The sequence below is a fragment of the Mycobacterium sp. BMJ-28 genome, from assembly GCF_054404835.1.
The window spans coordinates 4993850-5013674 of sequence record NZ_CM136783.1; the positions used below are offsets into that span (position 1 = coordinate 4993850).

At 67.6% G+C, this 19825-nt stretch carries 13 protein-coding genes; 4 read left to right on the forward strand and 9 right to left on the reverse strand.

The window, feature by feature from the left end; genetic code table 11:
- Nucleotides 1-89 precede the first annotated feature (89 nt).
- The gene (locus tag ACXPWS_RS24770) at nucleotides 90-488 is read left to right on the forward strand and encodes a GlcG/HbpS family heme-binding protein (protein WP_458709189.1); all 399 of its coding nucleotides are present in this window, start codon (nucleotides 90-92) and stop codon (nucleotides 486-488) included.
- Nucleotides 489-533: 45 nt separating this feature from the next.
- Here ACXPWS_RS24770 and glpK read toward each other — a convergent pair whose 3' ends face one another.
- From glpK to eccCb, 8 genes are all read right to left on the reverse strand, one after another.
- The gene (gene glpK, locus ACXPWS_RS24775) at nucleotides 534-2000 is read right to left on the reverse strand and encodes a glycerol kinase GlpK (RefSeq protein ID WP_458713685.1); all 1467 of its coding nucleotides are present in this window, start codon (nucleotides 1998-2000) and stop codon (nucleotides 534-536) included.
- A gap of 109 nt (nucleotides 2001-2109) precedes the next feature.
- Complete coding sequence (locus ACXPWS_RS24780) at nucleotides 2110-2553, reverse strand: DUF779 domain-containing protein (protein ID WP_458709190.1); 444 nt, start codon at nucleotides 2551-2553, stop codon at nucleotides 2110-2112.
- Complete coding sequence (gene adh, locus ACXPWS_RS24785) at nucleotides 2553-4076, reverse strand: aldehyde dehydrogenase (RefSeq protein ID WP_458709191.1); 1524 nt, start codon at nucleotides 4074-4076, stop codon at nucleotides 2553-2555. Before adh ends, ACXPWS_RS24780 begins: the two co-directional genes overlap by 1 nt.
- Before the next feature lie 102 nt (nucleotides 4077-4178).
- Entirely contained in the window at nucleotides 4179-5456 is a 1278-nt protein-coding gene (locus ACXPWS_RS24790; protein WP_458709192.1) for a helix-turn-helix domain-containing protein, read from the reverse strand.
- A 261-nt stretch (nucleotides 5457-5717) separates the two neighbouring features.
- Complete coding sequence (locus tag ACXPWS_RS24795) at nucleotides 5718-6014, reverse strand: WXG100 family type VII secretion target (RefSeq protein ID WP_458709193.1); 297 nt, start codon at nucleotides 6012-6014, stop codon at nucleotides 5718-5720.
- Nucleotides 6015-6024: 10 nt separating this feature from the next.
- Nucleotides 6025-6333: a WXG100 family type VII secretion target gene (locus tag ACXPWS_RS24800; RefSeq protein ID WP_458709194.1), complete on the reverse strand. Its 309-nt coding sequence runs from the start codon at nucleotides 6331-6333 to the stop codon at nucleotides 6025-6027.
- A 48-nt stretch (nucleotides 6334-6381) separates the two neighbouring features.
- Nucleotides 6382-7527: a type VII secretion-associated protein gene (locus ACXPWS_RS24805; protein WP_458709195.1), complete on the reverse strand. Its 1146-nt coding sequence runs from the start codon at nucleotides 7525-7527 to the stop codon at nucleotides 6382-6384.
- Nucleotides 7524-11165, reverse strand: a complete 3642-nt coding sequence (eccCb, locus tag ACXPWS_RS24810; RefSeq protein WP_458709196.1) for a type VII secretion protein EccCb — start codon at nucleotides 11163-11165, stop codon at nucleotides 7524-7526. The genes ACXPWS_RS24805 and eccCb overlap by 4 nt, the downstream gene beginning before the upstream one ends.
- A gap of 132 nt (nucleotides 11166-11297) precedes the next feature.
- Between eccCb and eccD the strand changes: the two genes are divergently transcribed.
- Together eccD and mycP are read left to right on the forward strand one after the other, a co-directional pair.
- On the forward strand, nucleotides 11298-12554 hold the full coding sequence (gene eccD, locus ACXPWS_RS24815) for a type VII secretion integral membrane protein EccD (RefSeq protein ID WP_458709197.1): 1257 nt from the start codon (nucleotides 11298-11300) through the stop codon (nucleotides 12552-12554).
- A complete protein-coding gene (gene mycP / locus ACXPWS_RS24820) occupies nucleotides 12548-13876 on the forward strand; it encodes a type VII secretion-associated serine protease mycosin (RefSeq protein ID WP_458709198.1) in 1329 nt (442 codons plus the stop codon). The genes eccD and mycP overlap by 7 nt, the downstream gene beginning before the upstream one ends.
- Here the strand turns inward: mycP and eccB are convergent.
- Nucleotides 13841-15226 (reverse strand): type VII secretion protein EccB, encoded by a 1386-nt coding sequence (gene eccB / locus ACXPWS_RS24825; protein WP_458709199.1) that lies wholly within the window; start codon nucleotides 15224-15226, stop codon nucleotides 13841-13843. The genes mycP and eccB overlap by 36 nt on opposite strands.
- Before the next feature lie 230 nt (nucleotides 15227-15456).
- Between eccB and ACXPWS_RS24830 the strand changes: the two genes are divergently transcribed.
- Nucleotides 15457-19758, forward strand: coding sequence for an AAA family ATPase (locus ACXPWS_RS24830; RefSeq protein WP_458713686.1), 4302 nt, complete (start codon nucleotides 15457-15459; stop codon nucleotides 19756-19758).
- Nucleotides 19759-19825 lie beyond the last annotated feature (67 nt).

The following is a 19825-nucleotide window of genomic DNA, read 5'->3' on the forward strand; positions in this document are numbered from 1 at the left end:
CGGGTTTCGGCCATTATGATCGATGCCGGGCATGTGCGCCCCGAAGAACGTCAAAATCACTGCGGGAAAACCGATTCGAAAGGCCGCCAATGAGTGCCATCAGTTTGTCCAGCGCCACCAGAGTGCTTGAGGCCGCGACCGAGAAGGCCCGCGAGATCGGGCAGCCGATGAACGTCGCGGTCGTCGATGACGGCGGCCATCTGGTGGCGTTCGTCCGGATGGACGGCGCCATCAAGGCCAGTATCGACATCTCGATCCGTAAGGCGCGCACGTCGATTCTGATGAACGCGCCCACCGGTGCGCTCACCGCGATCGTCCAGCCGGGCGCGGAACTCTATGGCCTGGAACAGACGTGCGGAGGTCTGGTCATCTTCGGCGGCGGAATCCCGCTGACGGTGGACGGCGTGGTGGTCGGCGCGATCGGGGTGAGCGCCGGAAGTGTCGAGCAGGATGTCAGCGTCGCCGAGGCCGGCGTCGCCGCACTGTAGCGCGATCCGACCCCGGCGCGCGGGTGCGCCGGGGCCGGTCCCGCCTCAGGACACGTCCACCCAGTCCAGCGTCCGCGATACCGCCTTCTGCCAGCCGGCGTAGCCCTGCGCGCGCTGATCCTCCGACCACGACGGTGACCACCGCTTGTCTTCCTGCCAGTTGGCCCGAAGATCGCTGGGATCACTCCAGAACCCGACCGCCAGCCCGGCGGCGTAGGCGGCGCCCAGCGCAGTCGTCTCTGCCACAACGGGTTTCACCACGTCTACGCCCAGCACGTCGGCCTGAATCTGCATGCACAGCTCATTGGCGGTGATTCCGCCGTCGACCTTGAGCACCTCCAGGTGCACGCCCGAGTCGGCTTCCATCGCGTCCACGACATCGCGGCTCTGGTAGCAGATCGCCTCCAGTGTTGCGCGTGCCACGTGCGCGTTGGTGTTGAACCGCGACAAGCCCACGATCGCGCCCCGGGCGTCCGAGCGCCAGTAGGGCGCAAACAATCCGGAGAATGCCGGCACGAAATACACGCCGCCGTTGTCGTCCACCTGACGGGCCAGCGCCTCGCTCTGCGCGGCACCGCTGATGATGCCCAGCTGATCGCGCAGCCACTGCACCGCCGACCCGGTCACCGCGATCGAACCCTCAAGGGCGTACACCGGTTTGGCATCACCGAACTGATAGCAGACCGTTGTCAGCAGGCCGTTCTCCGAACGGACGATCTTCTCACCGGTGTTGAGCAACAGGAAATTGCCGGTGCCATAGGTGTTCTTGGCCTCGCCGGCCTTCAGGCACACCTGCCCCACCATCGCCGCCTGCTGGTCGCCCAGGATGCCGGTGACCGGGACCTCGCCGCCCATCGGGCCGGTGGCCAACGTGCTGCCGTAGGGTTCCGGCGACGACGACGGCCGGATCTGGGGCAGCATCTGTCGCGGGATGTTGAAGAAGGACAACAGTTCGTCGTCCCAGTCCAGGGTTTCCAGGTTCATCAGCATGGTGCGGCTGGCGTTGGTGACGTCGGTGACATGCACGCCACCACGCGGGCCGCCGGTCAGATTCCACACCACCCAGCTGTCGCTGTTGCCGAACAGGGCATCACCTTTTTCGGCGGCCTCGCGCACGCCGTCGACGTTGTCCAGGATCCACTGGATCTTGCCGCCGGAGAAGTACGTGGCCGGCGGCAGACCCGCCTTGCGGCGGATGACATCGCCGCGGCCGTCGCGGTCCAGCGCCGAGGCGATCCGGTCGGTGCGGGTGTCCTGCCAGACGATGGCGTTGTAGTAGGGCCGGCCGGTGTTCTTGTTCCAGACCAGTGTGGTTTCGCGCTGGTTGGTGATCCCGAGTGCCGCGATATCGCTGGGCTGCAGGTTGGTGTTGTTGAGCACCGAGGTGAGCACCGAGGCGGTGCGCTCCCAGATCTCCACCGGGTTGTGTTCGACCCAGCCGGCCTGCGGCAGGATCTGTTCGTGTTCGAGTTGATGCCGGCCCACCTCGGCACCGGCGTGATCGAAGATCATGGCGCGGGTGCTGGTGGTGCCCTGATCGATGGCTGCGACGAAATCGGGCAACGCTGCTCCTCATGTTCGAAGGTGTTGCACCCGAACCTTATCGGGCGTAGTGCTTGCACTACCGCCGTAACCCCAAATCCGTGGCGGCCGATGTCACGATGCAACCACGAGCGGCTTCCGGCAGTACTGCCGCATTGCGCTCCGGGACGACCCGTGCCCGCGAGAGGAAGCGCAGGCCCTCCGGCGCTTCCAGGCTGAATCCGGCACCGCGTCCGGGTACCACGTCGATCACCAATTGGCTGTGTTCCCATACCGCGTACTGCGGACCGGAAACCCAGACCGGAACGCCGTAGGGCTGGCGTTCGGAGACGACGTCGAGTACACCGAGCAGCACATCGCTGTCTCCGATCGAGAACTCGCCCACCGGGTAGCACATCGGGGACGAACCGTCACAACAGCCGCCGGACTGGTGAAACATCAAGGCACCGTGCCGGGTCTGCAGATGCATCACCAGGTCGGCGGCGGCCCGGGTGATCAACACCCGGGGCGCCGATGCCTCCATCAGAAGAACCCTTGCGCCGTGTCGCTGTAGCTGACGAGCAGGTTTTTGGTCTGCTGGTAGTGATCGAGCATCATCTTGTGATTCTCCCGGCCGATCCCGGACTGCTTGTACCCACCGAACGCCGCATGCGCGGGATACTGGTGATAACAATTCGTCCACACCCGACCGGCCTTGATATCACGCCCCGCCCGATACGCGGTGTTGCCGTTACGACTCCACACCCCAGCACCCAACCCGTACAAGGTGTCATTGGCAATCGAGATCGCCTCGTCATAATCAGCGAACGACGTCACCGCCACCACCGGCCCGAAAATCTCCTCCTGAAAAATCCGCATATCGTTCCTACCGGTGAAAATCGTTGGCGCCACATAAAACCCACCACCCAGATCCCCACCCAACTCGGCGCGCTCACCACCAGTGATCACCTGCGCACCCTCACCCTTACCAATCTCGATATACGACAGAATCTTCTCCAACTGATCATTGGAAGCCTGCGCACCGATCATCGTCTCGGTATCCAACGGATCCCCCTGGCGCACCGCCTTCGTCCGGATCGCCGCCAACGCCAAAAACTCATCGTAAATATCGGCCTGGATCAACGACCGCGACGGACACGTACACACCTCACCCTGATTCAGGGCGAACATGGTGAACCCCTCCAACGCCTTATCCTGATACGCGTCATCAGTGGCCAACACATCGCTGAAGAAAATATTGGGCGACTTCCCACCCAACTCCAACGTGACCGGGATCAGGTTCTGCGAGGCGTACTGCATGATCAACCGCCCCGTCGTCGTCTCCCCCGTGAACGCGATCTTCGCGATCCGATTCGACGACGCCAACGGTTTACCCGCCTCCACCCCGAAACCGTTGACAATGTTGACCACACCCGCAGGCAACAAATCCCCGATCACCTCGAACAAAAACAGAATCGACGCCGGAGTCTGCTCAGCCGGCTTGAGCACAATCGCATTACCGGCCGCCAACGCCGGCGCCAACTTCCACACCGCCATCAAAATCGGGAAATTCCACGGAATGATCTGACCCACCACCCCCAACGGCTCATGAAAGTGATACGCCACCGTGTCCTCATCAATCTGCGACAGCGACCCCTCCTGCGCCCGCAACACCCCCGCGAAATACCGGAAATGATCCACCGCCAACGGAATGTCCGCGTTCAGCGTCTCCCGGATCGGCTTACCGTTATCCCACGACTCCGCCAGCGCGATCGACTCCAGATTCTCCTCGATCCGATCCGCGACCTTGTTCAAGATGACTGCCCGCTCCGCCGGGCTGGTCTTACCCCACCCCGGCGCCGCCGCATGCGCAGCATCCAACGCCAACTCCACATCCGCCTCATCCGAACGCGGAATCTCACAAAACACCTGCCCCGTCACCGGCGTCGGATTCTCGAAATACCGACCCCCCACCGGCGCCACCCACGCACCACCAATGAAATTCGCATACCGCGAACGAAACGACATCAACGAACCGTCTGCGCCCGGGCGCGCGTAAACAGTCATGGGAATCTCTCCTGCCATGGGACAACAAAATGTGTCGGTCGTCACTAAATGTACGAACGGCAGGGTTGCACCACCGTTGCAAGGGGTGCGCGATGCGCCTGGTCAGCCCAGTTCGTAGTCGAGCCCCGCAAGATGACCGCGGGCCTGCGCACGGACGACCGGACCGATCGAGGCGCTCTTCTGCAGCGCCTCCCAACCTTCTCTGTCGTCGCGGCCTTCCGGCGTATCGAGCCACCGGCGGAGCGGCGACAAGTCGCCCCGTGAGCATTCAGCAAGCACCGCGCCCCGCATGCTCGCCGACAACTGCATGCGTAGCCGGGCTATCGAGGGTGAGACCGACTGCGGCAGCAACGGTCCGTGGTAGGCGGTGAGCGCGGATTCGACGTCACCGAGGTCGAGGGCGTCGAACACCTCGCCGATATCGGTGGTGATCGGGACGAGGAGTCGGTACGGGCGGGATTCCAGGTGTTCGGCACCGATGACCTTGCGTAACCGCGACATCTCGGCTCGCACCGTCACGACGTCGAGGTCCTTGTCGTCGAGCAGGACCGCCAGGTGATCGGCGGAAAGTCCCTCGGGATGCCGACTGAGCAGCACCAGGATGTCGGCGTGCCGGCCGGTCAGCATCGTGGCGCGCAGGTGGCCGTACATATCGGTGGTCACCCAGCGCGGACGGTCTGCTCCCAGCACCACCAGATGCGGCTTGCGGGTCGCGGGTTCGGGGCTGCTGCCGGTCAGCCGCAGCAGCGCCAGATGGTTCTCCACCGCCAGGGCGGTAGCCCTGACCAGCGCCAACGTCTGCGCCGATGCCGCTTGCGCCCCGCCGGTCAGGTCGATGGCACCGAGTAGGGCGCCCGTGTCGGGGTCGTGCAGCGGCGTGGCGGTACAACTCCACGGCTGCACGATGCGGGAGAAGTGCTCCGATCCCCGGATCTGAAGTTCGCGATCCAGCGCGAGCGCGGTGCCCGGCGCATTCGTCCCGGCGCTGCGTTCACTCCAGTCGGCGCCGGGCACGAAGTTCATCTGCTCGGCTTTTCGGCGGGCTTTCGGGTCGCCCTCGACCCACAGCAGCGTGCCATCGGCCGACGTGACCGCCACGACGACGCCCGCGTCCACGGCATCGTCGACCAGCAGCCGGCGAATTACGGGGAGGGCGGGCGCCAGCGGATGGGAATCACGCAGCTTGGCGATGCCGGAGGCGACCGCCGCAGGACGGGCCCGATCGAAATCCGGATCGACGCCCTTGGCCAGGCTGCGCTGCCAGCTCTTGGCGACCACCGACCTGATCGTGGTCGATTCCAGTTCCGCGACGTCGACCTCACCGGCGAGAAAGAGTTCGTGCACAGCACGGAGCTCCCGAGCACTCGGCCCCTTGGTCATCCTCACAGATAATCACTCCCGATCACGGCCGGATGCCACTCTGCCTCGGCCGCTTGCCACACCATAGTCCCCTTTCGCGCCGCCCCGCAGGACCTCCGGACGCGAGCGCCATTGATCAACGGCAGCAAAGGGTTACGGGTTGCAGCAGACCGAACAAACTCTGATGTTTGTCAGTTCGGCAGGCCGACCGGGTGCTGACTGTGCGGTTCCGCCGGTCCTCCCCCCGGCGGAACCGCACAGGATTGTGGGCCGATCCGTGGGTCAGGTCCCCCACGCGTTGGCGGCCTGCCGATCGGTCGCGGCGACCTCGTCCGCACCGTCTCGAACGGCGTTTCCGAGACGGAACAAAATATCCTGCAAAGCCGATGCCGACTGGTCCCAGCGCTGCTGTTCGGCGCGATAGGCTTCGGCCGCTTGCCGGGTCCAGGTCTGCTGCAGTGGCGCGATCTGGGTGCGTAAGTCGTCCAGCGCCGCGGTCAGCCGGGCCGAGGTGGTGTGGATCTCCTGGCGCACGGTGTATTCGATCTCGTCGAAGTTGTAGGACAGGGTGGCATCCATCGGGACTTCCTTAAAGGTTGTGGGTGACGGCACCGATCTGCTGCGAGTGGCTTTCGCCGGCCTCGCGCAGGGTGCGTTCGTTGAGCCGAATGGTCTCGGAGATGCGTGCCAGGGCGTTGTACAGCGCCACCGATTCGGCGTTCCACCGATCGACGACTTGACGGAAACGTGCCGCCGCGGCGCCACCCCACACCGCCGGGGGTACCGAACTCATCCGGCCGATGAACGATCCGAGCATTGCTCGGATCTCCTCGTTGCGGGTGTCGATCTGGCCCGCGACCGCGTGCATCAGCTCGAAATCGGTGTTGAGCGAAGTCATCTGGTTCCTTCCGTTGGTATCCGTTACTGAGATTGGACGCACTCGGGCTCATTTCGGTTCCATCTGGTTCGTCGCAACGGCGTGCACCGACCCGATGGTGGAGTCGCAGATGGCCCGAAACGGTGGCATCTGTCGGGCTTCGGTCCGACATCCGACCGCGATCCGTACACCGCCGTCGAGCAGGACGGACCATTCGATTTCCCGTCCTGCCCTGACCTCGGTGTAGCCGATGACGGGCCGGCCGGCCCGGAGCGCCGCGGGCCGGAAATCCGTGAAGACCTTCGGGTCCTCCCGTTGCAACGCGAGGTGCAGGGTCGCCGCGGTCGCGGCCATATCCGCTTCGGCCGACGACTGCACGATGAGGATGGCTCGGTGGCCGTCGGGTTCGACGGCCTGTAGCCGCCGCGATCCCGCCCCCGCGGTGATCCGTTCGACCGGCCAGCCGGCCGGCACGCGCGCCGAGACCCGGCCTTCGACGATGACCACCGTTGACTCATCGGATTGTTCAGACGGCAGGGCCACTGCCGCCGCGGCGATCCCCGCGATCCCAGCGGCGACCATGATCGGCCACCGGCGCCGGGCCGGCGGGTCCACCGGTGGCACGGCGAGCTCGGCCGCGGCGCGGAGCAACTGCCGATCACCGGCGATCTCGACAGCACTGCCGCGCCGGCGCAGCGCGGCGGCGATCTCCGTGGCGAGCGCCCGCGCACCGGGGACCTCGCCGGGGACGTCGACGAGAACCGAGACGGGTTCGCCTAGTGCGCCCGCCACCGCGTCGGCCACGCCGTTTCGCCGCGGCACGGCCAGCAGCGCGGCCTCCGATGTGCTCGCCAGCACGAAGTCCTCGGCGATATCGATGATCACCTCGACATCGGGATGGCGTTGGCGGTGCACGTCTGCTCGTTGCAGCACAACGGTTTCCGCCGGCCTACCGGCGGCCGCGGCGCGGACCCGGTCCATCCTGGCGGTGGACCACCAGCCGGGACAGACGAGCACGACGGCATCGTCGACGTGCGTGTTGCCGCCCACCGCGTTGTCGACGAGCTCGCTCAACACGGCGCTCACCTCGACCACCCGGTCCCCGACGATCGCGTCACGGTCGTCGAGGGAGTCCAGCGCCGCCCGCACCAACTCGGCGCGCACCGGGTGCGGCCCACGCACGGACGCCGGCCCGAACAGGACGACCGCCGTCACGGCGGCTCGGTCCACGCCAGCTGGACCCGTTCGTCCGGTGATCCCCGCACGCTCAGGGTGGCCCGGCCCGGCGGCAGCGGCACCGGTCGCGCCGAACCCAGCAGTACCCCCTCCTCCGGGCCCGCGCTCATCATCAGTCCGGCGCTGCCCATCTCTCTCAGCCGGGCCAGAATGGGGTCGAACATTGCCCTCCCGGCGCCACCGGATCGGCGGGCCACGATGACGTGCAGGCCGAGGTCTTTGGCAAGTGGCAGATAGTCCAGTAGCGGATCGAGCGGGTTCCCGGAGGCGACCTGCACCAGGTCGTAGTCGTCGACCACGATGTAGATGTCGGGTCCGGACCACCACGAGCGGTCCCGCAATTGTTGTTGGGTGACGGCGACGCCGGGCAGCCGGGCGCGCAGTTGCTCGATCACCGGTGGCAGCTGCGCCGCCACGGAGTCGGCGGAGATCGCGTATCCCGCCAGATGCCCGGACTCCACCACACCGAGCAGCCCGCGCCGGTAGTCGACGATGAGCACCTGCACGGAGCGCTCGTCGGTGCCGCCGGTCAATCCGCGGCACAGCATCCGCAATGTGGACGTCTTGCCGCATTCGGTGTCGCCCAGCACGATCAGGTGGCTGTGCTTGGCGAAATCGATTGTCACCGCCTTCATCTGGGCCTCGCCGACGCCGACCGCGACGCAAGCCGGGCCGGTCCCCGCAGGCGGGCGGTCATCCGGCCAGCACAGCAGCGTGGGGAGCGTCTCGATCCGCGGCGCCGTCAGCGCGCCGTGCCGGCTCCGTAGCACCCGACCGGCCGCGCCGGGATCCAGACCGAACAGCGTAGGTTGCGCCACCAACCAGAACAGGCCGTCGCGGGTCAGACCCACGCCGGGCCCTCGATCGGCGAGCAGCCGGGCCCGTTTGCGATCCATCTCGGATTCGGCGGCGTCGCCGAGCCTGAGCTCGAGGCGGGTGCCGATCTGGTCCTTGAGGGCCGGGCGCAATTCGGCCCACCGGGACGCCGCGATGATCACGTGGATCCGATGGGCGAGCCCCTGCGCCGCCAGCGCGGTGATGTCCTCCTCCAGTCCGTCGCATTCCTGCCGCATGGCCGCCCACCCGTCGACGACCAGGAACACGTCACCGCGATCATCGGGCGCCCCCGCTTGGCGCAGCCGCAGCAGATCGTGCAGATGTCCGACCGCGCGGCGCGCCAGCTCGGTGTCCCCACGCCCGGCGTACACACCCGCGTGCGGCAGCGTTTCCAGTGCCGACAGCCCGCCACCCCCGAAGTCCAGCAGGTAGCACTGCATGCCGCGCGGGCTGTGCGATGCGGCCAGCGCCAGCACCATCGAGCACAGCGCGGTGGACTTTCCCGATCGAGTCGCGCCGATGACGGCGGCGTGGCCGGCGGCACCACCCAGGTCCACCGTCAGGGTGTCGTAGCGTTGTGCGAAAGCGTTGTCCACCAACCCGATGGGCACCTGCAGCCGACCGGATGCGGATTCGGTGAGCAGCTCGTGCAGCTGCGGCGGTTTCTCCAGCGGTGGCAGCCATACCCGGTGCGCCGGGCTGCCGTGACCGGTCAGCCGGTCCAGGACGGCCTCGATCAAGGTGGCCCGCGGCGGTGCGGAACCAACCACCGCCTCCGGCACCGGCGCGGCGGTGAACCGGCGCGGGGTGTCAGGCTGCACCCGCCGCGGCTCGGCCACCGGGCCCGAGACGAAGGCGGTGCGAAATCGGACCGTCTCCCCGGTCGGGGTACGCAGGTATGCGGCTCCAGGAGTGGCCGGCAGGTGGTGGGCATCCGGGATGCCGAGCACAGCGCGGGATTCGCTGGTGGAGAACGTCTTCAGGCATATCCGGTAGGACAGATGGGTGTCCAGTCCGCGCATCCTGCCCTCGTCGAAGCGCTGACTCGCCAACAGCAGGTGCATGCCCAGCGAGCGCCCGACGCGACCGACCGCGACGAAGAGCTCCGCGAAATCCGGATGCCGGCTCAACAATTCGGAGAACTCGTCGATCACGATGAACAACACCGGAAGCGCGGGCAGGTCGGCGCCGGCGGCGCGCGCCCGCCGGTACTCGTGCGCGCCGGCCAGATTGCCCGCCGAGCGCAGCAGTTCCTGTCTGCGGTTCATCTCCCCGGTCAGGGCATCCCGCATCCGGTCCACCAGGTGTGCCTCGTCGGCGAGGTTGGTGATGACGGCGGCCACGTGCGCGGCCCGGTCCAGCCCGAGGAAGGTGGCCCCGCCCTTGAAGTCGATCAACGCCAGATTGAGTTCGTCCGGTGGGTGCGTGGCGATCAGGCCGAGGATCAGCGTGCGCAAGAACTCGGACTTCCCCGAACCGGTGGCACCGATGCACAATCCGTGCGGTCCCATGCCGCCGTGGGCGGCCTCCTTGATGTCGAGCGCGACGGGCTCACCCAGTCGGCCTGTGCCTTCGGTGAAACCGATGGGCACTCGTAACCGGTGCTCCGGCGCACGTGCACGCCAGCTCACCTCGGGTTCGAATGCGCCAGGTGTGCCCACGCCGATCAACTCGGGCCATCCCGGCGCGGCCGCGGCAGGCCCGCCGTCTCGGGCGTGCCGAGCCAGCCGGCGTGCACAGATCATCGCCCCGGCCGGACCGAGACCGTCCGGGCGGCAGTCGGTGGCGATGTCCGCCTCTGGTCGGCCCGCGACGTCGAACACCGTCACACCGGGCGCGATCGCGGCGCCCGACACCTCCGCTCCATCTACCACGATCACCACCCTGGCCGCACCGAGAAGTGCGCACGCCTCCTGCGCCGCAGCAAGATCGGAGAAGGTCAGCCGGCGCGCACCGGCACCGTCGTGGCCCAGGTGATCACGATGGTGCGGTAGCCATTTCAGCCAATCCCAACAGGTGACACCCGGCGCCACCACGGCCGCGATCCGGACATCGGCCGGGCTGTGCAACATCGCAAGCTGACATAGCGTGGCGCGCAACATGTTTCGCGCCGCGTCCGGGTCGGTGCCGACCGGTGCTATCGGCCACTCGTCCAGTGTGAGAGTGACCGGCATACCGTCGAGCAGCGTCCAATCCTGCAGCACGCGGCTCAGCGCACCGGCGGTCACCGGGTCGGCCTCCTCGGACACCGACGCCGGCGGCCCGATCAGCGGAGTCGACAACATGGCGGAGCCGAGCCCGATTCTGACCACGCCGAAATCCGGGTCGCCGTGCCGACGCTCCCACATGCGGGGACCGCCGGCCAACGTCCACAACACCGCCGGATCCGGATGCGTCCAGTGCCACCGATCATGCTGTCGGCGCGCGGTGTCGGCGGCGGCATCCACCACCGAGTCGAGGTAGCGCAGATAACCGCGCCGGCCCGCGTCGATCTCGGCGGTGCGACCCCGGAAGGTGTGCGCCAGTGTGCCCATCGCCGAGGCGAGCATCATGACGGGAAACAGCAGGTACACCGGGTTGCGTGCGGTGCCCTGCCCCGAAGTCAGATAGACCGCGGCCATCCCGCCGACTGCCACCAGCATCACCAGCGGCAGCAGACGTGCCAGTGGATTGACCGGTTGGACGGTGGGTAGTTGCGGTGGCGGCCGCAGTTCCACCGGCCCGGCGGGCGGCAACGGCGGCGGTACGGGTTCCACAGTGGATTCGACGCGGCGGGCCACGGATCGGTTCCATCCGATTTTGGTGTGTCGGCACCTACTGCGGGCCGGTTACGGTGTGCACAGCGCCGCGTGAGGGGGTATGCCGCGATGGAGGATTCGCTGTGCCGGGTGTCGATCGCATGGTCCGGTGCGATGACGGATCTGGTTCTGCCACGAGGCATGCCGCTGGCGGCGTTGTTGCCCGACATCGTCGAGCTGGTGGCCGGTGCGGGCCAGGACATCACCCGCAGTTGGCAGTTGAGCTCGCTGCGCGGCGGCCGGTGGGAGGAGGATATGACGTTGCGCGAGTTGGGCATTCACGATGGTGATGTGCTCGCCATGTCGGGGTCGGCCGCGCCGGTGTTCGTCGGCGCCCCGCGCGGCGAGTTCCGTACCGTGGGTGCGGCGGGCGGCCCGCGCCGCGAGCAACCGGCGTCCGAGGCGTGGGCGTGGTGCGGGGCGGTTTCCGCCGCCACACTGGTGGGATCCGCCGCGGTGGCCGGCCGGCCGGTGCTGGCAGCGGTGATCGCCGGGTTGACCGTCGTCGTCTGCGCCGGCGCGGCCGTGCGCGCACCCACTCGGCGAGCACGGACCGCGGCGAGTGTGGTGGCGGTGGTGTTCAGCGCTGTCGCCGGTCATTTCGTCACCGGCGTGGCATCGCATCCGCCGGGATTCCTGCTGGGCGCCTGCGCTGCGGCGCTGTCGGCCGTGCTGTTCATCCGGTTGGCCTCCGCCGGCACCGCCCTCCTCACCGCCCTCGCGACGTTCGCGACGCTGGTGGCGGTGGCGGTCGTTGTTGCCGTGATCGCACCGGCCGGCCTCGGCACCGTCGCCGCCGTACTGCTGCTCACCGCGCTGAGCACGCTCGGCGCCGCCGCCCGGTTGGTGATCGTGCTGACAGGATTGGCCCCGGCCATGCCAGATCACCAGGACCGGCGGATCAGCGAGCGGCGCGCCGCATACGGCCGCGCGGTGCTGGCCGGGATCGTCACGGGCTGCGCCGCGGCTGCCGGCAGCGGGACCGTGCTGATGGCGGTGGCAGGTGTGCAGACCGGCACCGTGGGAGCGGCCGGATCCTTGTTGACCGCCGCGGTGACCGGGACGCTGTTGCTTCGCTCGCGCCTCTACGCCGACATCTGGTGCCGGATCCCGCTGGTCGTCGGCGGGTTGGTCGGTGCCGCAGCCGGTTCGGTGCTGTTGATGCTGTGGGTGCCGATGTATGCGGGATGGATCACCGTCACCGTGGCTGGTGTGGTCGGTGCAATGTATGGCCGGCGGCACGCGTTCAGTCCGTCGGTGGCGCGCGGTGTCGATGTGCTCGAGTACCTCCTGTTGGTCGCGACGGTGCCGCTGGCCGGGTGGGCCACGGGTGTGTTCGGTATCGGTCGCGGCCTGAACGTGCCATGGTGACCAGGGCACCCCGGGTGCTCGCCGCAGCGCTGCTTGCGGCCGCGCCGCTGGCGACTTCCCCTGCCGCGGCCGTGGTCGCACCGCCGATGGTGGACAACGGGTTTCTGCCCCGGCCCGGGCCGGCAGCGCCGCCCTACCCGACCGAGCAGTTTGCGCCATGCGTCGCCGCCGGGACCACCGTCACCCGCCGACCGCCGGACCGCCCGGATCTGCGGGCCGCGTGGTCGGTCACCCGCGGAGCCGGACAGACGGTCGCGGTCATCGACACCGGAGTCGCGCGCCACCGGTTGCTACCGCATCTGGTACCCGGCGGTGATTTCGTCGCCACCGGCGACGGCACCCAGGACTGCGACGGGCACGGAACCATCGTCGCCGGCATCATCGGCGCGGCCCCCGCCGACGAGTCCGGGTTCAGCGGCGTCGCCCCCGAGGCCAGCATTCTCGGTATTCGACAGTCCAGCAGCAGGTTCCGCGAGATCGGCGGCGGTGATGGTGTCGGTGACGTCGATACGCTGGCGGCGGCGGTGCGGCTGGCGGCCGACCGCGGCGCGACCGTCATCAACATCTCCACGGTCGCCTGCCTGCCTGCCGGAGATGTCCTGGACGACCGTGCACTGGGGGCGGCCCTGGCCTATGCGGTGGACGCCAAGAATGCGGTGGTCGTGGCCGCCGCCGGGAATGTCGGCGGGCACGGCAGTTGCCCGCAACAGAATCCGGCACCCGCGCCCGGGACACCGCCGGACTGGGAGCATGTGGACGTCATCGCGAGCCCGTGCTGGTATGACGACTACGTGCTGACCGTCGGGTCGGTGCGCGCCGACGGGACCGCATCAGAATTCACCCTGGCCGGTCCGTGGGTGGACGTGGCCGCACCGGCCGAGACGGTGGTATCGCTCAGTCCCGCCGGCGAAGGGCTGGTGGACCAAGCACCCGACAGCGCTGGCCCCCAACCTATTTCCGGGACCAGCTATGCCGCGCCGGTGGTGGCGGGCGTCGTTGCACTGCTGCGGTCGGTGGCGCCGCACCTGACCGCACGGCAGGTGATGAAGCGGATCGAGGACACCGCGCTCACCCCCGGAGCCGGCTGGAACCCTCGCGTCGGCCGCGGAATCGTGGACGTGCTGGGCGCACTAGACGGTGTCGGTGCCGATATCGCCCCGCCCGCACCTGCCACCCCCTTGACGCCACCGGGTACCGCGCAGCCTACGTCCACAGCCGGCCGGACGGCGCTGGCCGGGGCCGCGGTCTGCGTGGCCGCTGCGGTGGCGTTGATCTCGACGGCCCGGTCACGCGGGCGCCGTGACCGCGTCCCGCTGGACTGACGCACTGGCCGTGCTCAGTGCCGGACCGCGCGGCAGCAAGGCAAGCAGCGGCCACGGCCCGGCGCCCGGATTCGCGGGCAGACCGAGACTTTGGGCCGCCTCGTCATCCTCGATGCCATACGTCACGCCTGCCCTGTCCACGAAGAACAGCGGGCCGCTGGCCTCGCCCGTTCCGGCCGCGCCGGCTGCGTGTACGTACGCGCCGTCCGCGATCACGACGGCGTCGATGCGTGGTCCCGGCCCGTCGGCTTGGGCCAAGGTGATCTGGCCCGGCCACGGTTGCAGCGATTGCGGGACCGAGACCGTGACATCCGGTGCCGCGCCCGCCGTTCCCGGTGCCCACCGTACGCAGACCGGGGCGGTGAGATCGGCACCGCGCGGTGCCAGGCCGTGCCGCGGCACATGGTCCAGCGCAAGCGTGTCGACCACCGGGATGTCGGCAATCCGGTCGGCGGCGACAACCTTTATGTGCTCATCCTGGACGACCGCGAAGCGGATCAGGTCGGCCGCGACCTCACCGATGCGCTGCACCCCGGAGGAGAGCACGACGTAGTAGTCCGGAGCCGCGTCGGTGCGAGGTACCTGCAGCACCGTCCCCACGGCGCTGCCGGCAAGTTGCGTCGGACCCGGAGCGCCTGCGCCATCGATGGCGGGTACACCGATGGGGGCGACCTCGGGCACCAGGTTCAACAGTGCTCGCGAGATACGCAGTGGCGCAATGCCGTCGAGTCGCAGCGCACGTACCACCGCGCGGTCTCTGAGGTCGACCGGGGCCCGTCGGCCCTCGAAAAGCAGATAAACACCGGCCGCGCTCTCGCCGTCGGGGCGGACCAGCAGCGGCGGCGTGGCAGCGTCGCGGGGTGCCGCGCCGACGAATACAGTCGTGGCCTCGCCGTCACATGCCGTCCACGGCACGGCATCGGGTGCCAGGGTGGCCGGCACGGTGTGCGGTGCGCCCGGGATACCCATCAGCGGGCCACGCTTGGCTGCGGCGATGGCGTCGGCACCGACCAGCACCGGCGTCGCCGCAGTGCGCGCGATCAGCCGCGCCGACGCCAGATTCATTGCGGGATGCCACGTGTCGTCGACTCGCACATAGATCTCCCCGGAGTCACGGACGATCACGATCGACGCGGACCCGAGGGTGCCCGCGGGCTTGATCATGGCCAGTGCCACGCACACACCCAGGACGATGACCGTCAGTACCGCACCCGCGGCCAGCGCGAGCGACTGGGCCCGGATCGGGTCGTCGAGCATGCGGGTGTCGCGGCACACCAGCGCGTATTGCATTCGCCGCGAAAGAAAGCGGCTGCCGCTGACGTGCAGTGCGGTCGTCGATCCCCGGTCCATGGCTCCCCCGGATTCGACCCTAACGGCATCACCGCACCGACATCAGCACCAATTTTGTTGCGTTGGCACGGAAATCGCGGCGGCGTCGGCGCCGGAATGCTGGCTATCACCGCCTGTCGCACCACAGAAAACGCTAAGCTGACGCATCGCAACCACCTAGGCGAACAGCGGCCACAGCGCTTGGAAGGGGCCGTCAGAAGAATGGGACCGATTCGGCAGTGACAACCCCGGTGCTCGATTTCGACGGACGGGTGGTCGACCGGCGGCAGGAGATGACCTGCCTGCGCACCGCCGTCGAATCGGCCGGTCGCATCGGCGGTGCATGCGTCCTGGTCAGCGGCGTTTCCGGCGTCGGCAAATCAACCCTGGTGCACGCTTTCGGCGCCGAGGTGGCTGAGCGTAACTGTGTGTTCGCCTACGGCAGATGCCGGGACGGCGCCTCCGCTCCGTATGCCGCGTTGGGCGAGGCGCTCGGTGCACTGGTGCGGACGATGGAATCTACTCCGCCCGCCGAACGCGACCGTTGGCGTTCCGGTTTGGTCGGCGGCGGCCAGTCATCTGCCCTCGTACTCGCTGAACTCGTGCCGGAACTGACCCGCTTCCACGTTCCTGACGAGGCCGCAGAAATAACGGTCCTGCACGCGGCGGACACCCGCCGGCGACTGCACCGCGCCGTCATCCAACTGCTGTCCGAAACCGCCGCATTCCGACCCGTGGTACTCACCGTCGACGATCTGCAGTGGGCAGACAGCGACTCCCTGATGTTCCTGTCCGAGCTGCTGACCGTGTCGCTGCGCAACGTGCTCGTCGTCGGCGCGCACCGAGCCGGCGAGTTCGATCCGGGCGCGGCCGGTTTGGTGTCGTCGGCAATCGAGCACATCGATCTGCAACCACTGTCGCGTACCGACGTCGAAGAGTTGCTCGCTGGGGTCAGTGGCCGGAGCGTGGAGCTTGAGGATGTGGCAGCCGAGTTTCATCACCGGACCGACGGCAATCCCCTCCAGGTGCGCCAGCTGCTGTACCGCGCACAACAAACGGGCGCGCTCATCCCCACCGGCCCCAGCAGTCAGCCCAGATGGGATCTTCGCGTCCTTAGCTCGATCGAGATCTCGGCATCGGCCGCGGAGTTCCTCGGCCGTTACCTCGGTCAACTCCGTCCCGTCGACCGGGATGTGCTGCGGAGGCTGACCTGTATCGGCAGTGAGTTCGACCTGGATGACGCCACGGCGGCGGCGGCGATGCCTGCGGATGTAGTGGCGCACGCACTCTGGGCAGCCCTCGAATTGCGGTTGATCGAAGCCCTGGACAACCGTGGACAGCGGATTGCCAACGCCATCAGCCGCGATGCTCGCTACCGATTCAGTCACGACAAGGTGCGAGAGTCCGCGCGAGAAGGACTAGCCGCGGACGCCCAGCGGCAAACCCATCTCCGAATCGGCCGGCGCCTGGTGGACCTCGGCGACGACCGCCTCTACGAAGCTGCCCGCCATGTAGGTCTGGGGGGCCGGGAATCCACCCAGCCCGAAGAGCGCCAGCGCTTCGTCGAGGTGCTGCATCGCGCCGCACGCAGGGCCCGCACGCAGGCCTCGTTCCCGTTGTGTCTTGAGTACTGTGGCAATGCCCTGGATCTGCTGGGCGAGCAGCGCTGGTCGACGAACTTCACATTGACCTTGCAACTACAACTCGACGCGGCAGAAGCCGCGCTGGCAGGTGACGTGTCCGCGTTGCACGCCCTGCTCGACGAAGCCGACGAAGTTCTGCACGACCCGGCCGATCGCGCTCGGCTTGCATACCTGCGCCTCAAAGGCCGGGTAGCTCAGAACCGGATCAAGGAGGCGTTGGACGTAGGACTGCGGGCTCTGGACGAACTCGGTGAACCATTGCCGTCCGACGCGGGCAAGCCCGGGATCATCAACGCCCTCGGACGCATGAGACTGACCGCGCGCCGCTGGAGCACCGAGCAACTGCTGCAGTTGCCGGCTTGCGAAGACCGTCGTGTCATCGAAGCGCAGCGGATCCTCGCCGAGTTGCGCAGCATGTCGTACATCGCGCGCCCCAACCTCTTCCCGTTGATCGTCCGCAAGCAACTCACGCTCACCTTGGCGCACGGTCACACGCCGTCGTCGCCCCTGGTGCTGGTGAGCTATGGCGTGCTGCTGGTGTTATCCGGCGACCGCGGCGGAGCTCAGCGCTTCGGTGAGGTCGCGCTGCAACTGACCGAACGCGCGGGCTTCCGGGAGGCTCGACCGGAGACCCTGTTCCTCTATTTGAACTTCATCCGACATTGGCGCCACCCCGTCCGCGACGGTCTGGCTCAGCTCCGCGAAGCGGTCACCGCGGCACTCAATCAGGGCGACCAGGAATATGCCGGGTTCCTGGTCACCGTGTTGATCTCCCAGTCGTTCTGGGCGGGCAGCCCGCTCAGCGAGATCGACACCCTGGCAAGATCTCTCATTCCGCAGATCCGTTCACAACCGGTGCCCAGCACGCTGAGTCAGGCCCTTCAACAACTCTGCCTCAACTTGATGGGACGCAGCGAGGATCCGATGCTCGTCGCGGGTGAAAGCGGCTACGACGAACGCGAGATCCTGCCGGTGGCGCGGCGCGAAGGTGACGAGGTGACCCTGAGCGTCGCGGCCGACGTCAAGCAGGGCCTCCATTTCTGGAGCGGAGACTACGCCGGTGCTGTCAGCGTGACGGATGAGGTCATGCAGCATCTCAGCGGCACCGTTGGCACCACCGGGCTGCAACTCGTCCACATGGTCGGCGCCCTCAGCCGGATCCATGCCGCCCCCAACGAGCGCGCGACCAAAAAGGCCGTGCTCGCGTCGTTGTCACTGCACCGGAAATGGGCGGCCGGTGCGCCTGCGAACTACGCCGCGCCGTGTGCACTCATCGAGGGAGCGTGGGCACGCGTACGCGGACGGCATCACGACGCCGAGCGATTTTTGGACAAGGCGATCGAAGTCGCCGCAGAGCATCACCTGCCGCTGATCGCCGCGCTCGCACACGAAGAGGCGGCCACGCTGTATGCCGACACTGGCCGGACCCGGCTGCACGAGCACATGATGCGGATGGCCTACCAACGGTGGTTGGCGCTCGGGTACACGCTGCGCACCAACCGGATGGCCCGCCGGTATCCGTGGTTGCTCGGTCGCGAACTCGTCCAGCCTGACTCCAGCGATATCGATCCGGCCGGGGCTCATCATCTGGTGCGCGCTCTGTCGGCCGCCCGGACGCCGGACAGTCTGGCCCGGCTCGCCCTCGGGGCGGCCGCGGACATGACAGGTGCCGACCGCGTGCTGTGCCTCACCGGCCAGCCAGACCAGCTGTCCGTTCGGGCCGTCCACCGCGATGGTGTCACCACCACCATCGACGGGCCGTGGACCGAGGTGTCCTATGACGAATCGGTCGTACGTCGCGTCGCGGAGACCGGATTGCCGGTCCTTCTCAGCGCTGACACGTCGATCCTGGCCGTGCCGATTCGCTTGCAGAACAGGACCATCGGGGTGCTGTATGCCGAACGGGACGTGGTGGGCCAGCACTTCTGCGCTCGGCATGAGGAGGCGATGACCTTCCTCAGCGCGCAAGCGGCCGCGCCGCTGTGGAATTTCCAACTCGAAGCTCAGCTGCGTGCGGCCGACGAGCATCGACAGTCCCTGATGGACATCCAATCCAAGTTCGTCCCCAACGAGCTGTTACGCATGCTGGATATCGACGACGTCCGCCGGGTTCGCAGCGGCTACCGCGTCGAACGTCATCTGACGGTGCTGATCTCCGATATCAGGGGTTACACCACGCTGCTCGAAGACATGGATGTGTTGGAGGCCAACAACCTGGCCACCGGGTTCCTACGGGCCGTGGAACTGCCGATCGTGGCATGCAACGGCATGATCCAGGACATGCGTGGCGACGAGGTACTCGCCGTGTTCGAGGGCACTCCCGACAACGCCATCCGGGCCGGACTCGGCATGCTGCGCTCGTTGCGGGAACACAACGTCGATCGTCTTGCGCACGGCTCCGAAGAGCTTCGGGTCGGCATCGGGATCAACTCGGGCGTTGTGGGACTCGGGTTGATGGGCGGCGTCAACCGCATGGTGCTCAGTACCGTCGGGGACGCCGTCAACCTCGCCGCGCGTATCGAGGGCACCAACAAGCGCTACGACTCGGCGCTGCTGATCTCCGACGCCACCCTCTCTCAGCTGGCCGATCCGGCTCAGTTCCACATCCGCAGAATGGAGCGGGTGATGGTGGTCAATCGACGCCAGCCGGTGACCGTCTACGAGGTCTACGACGAAGATCCGCACGCCCTTCGGTCCGCCAAGGATGCGGCCGCACCCGCCTTCGACGAGGCCTTCGCCTTGTTCGACGGCGGGGAAGCCGATGCCGCCTGTGCGGCCTTCGAGCGGTGCCGGCAGTTACTGCCGGAGGACGCCGTGGCGACTCTGCACATCGCACACTGCGACGCAATGGCGCGGGGTGAGCTCGCTCCAGGTCAGGAGGTCGTGCTGCGGCAAAAGTACGCCGATTGACTGACACTGACTCCCGCACAGTGAACGCAAAGGTCTGCGATGATTTGAGCCGAGCCCAGGGGGTCCA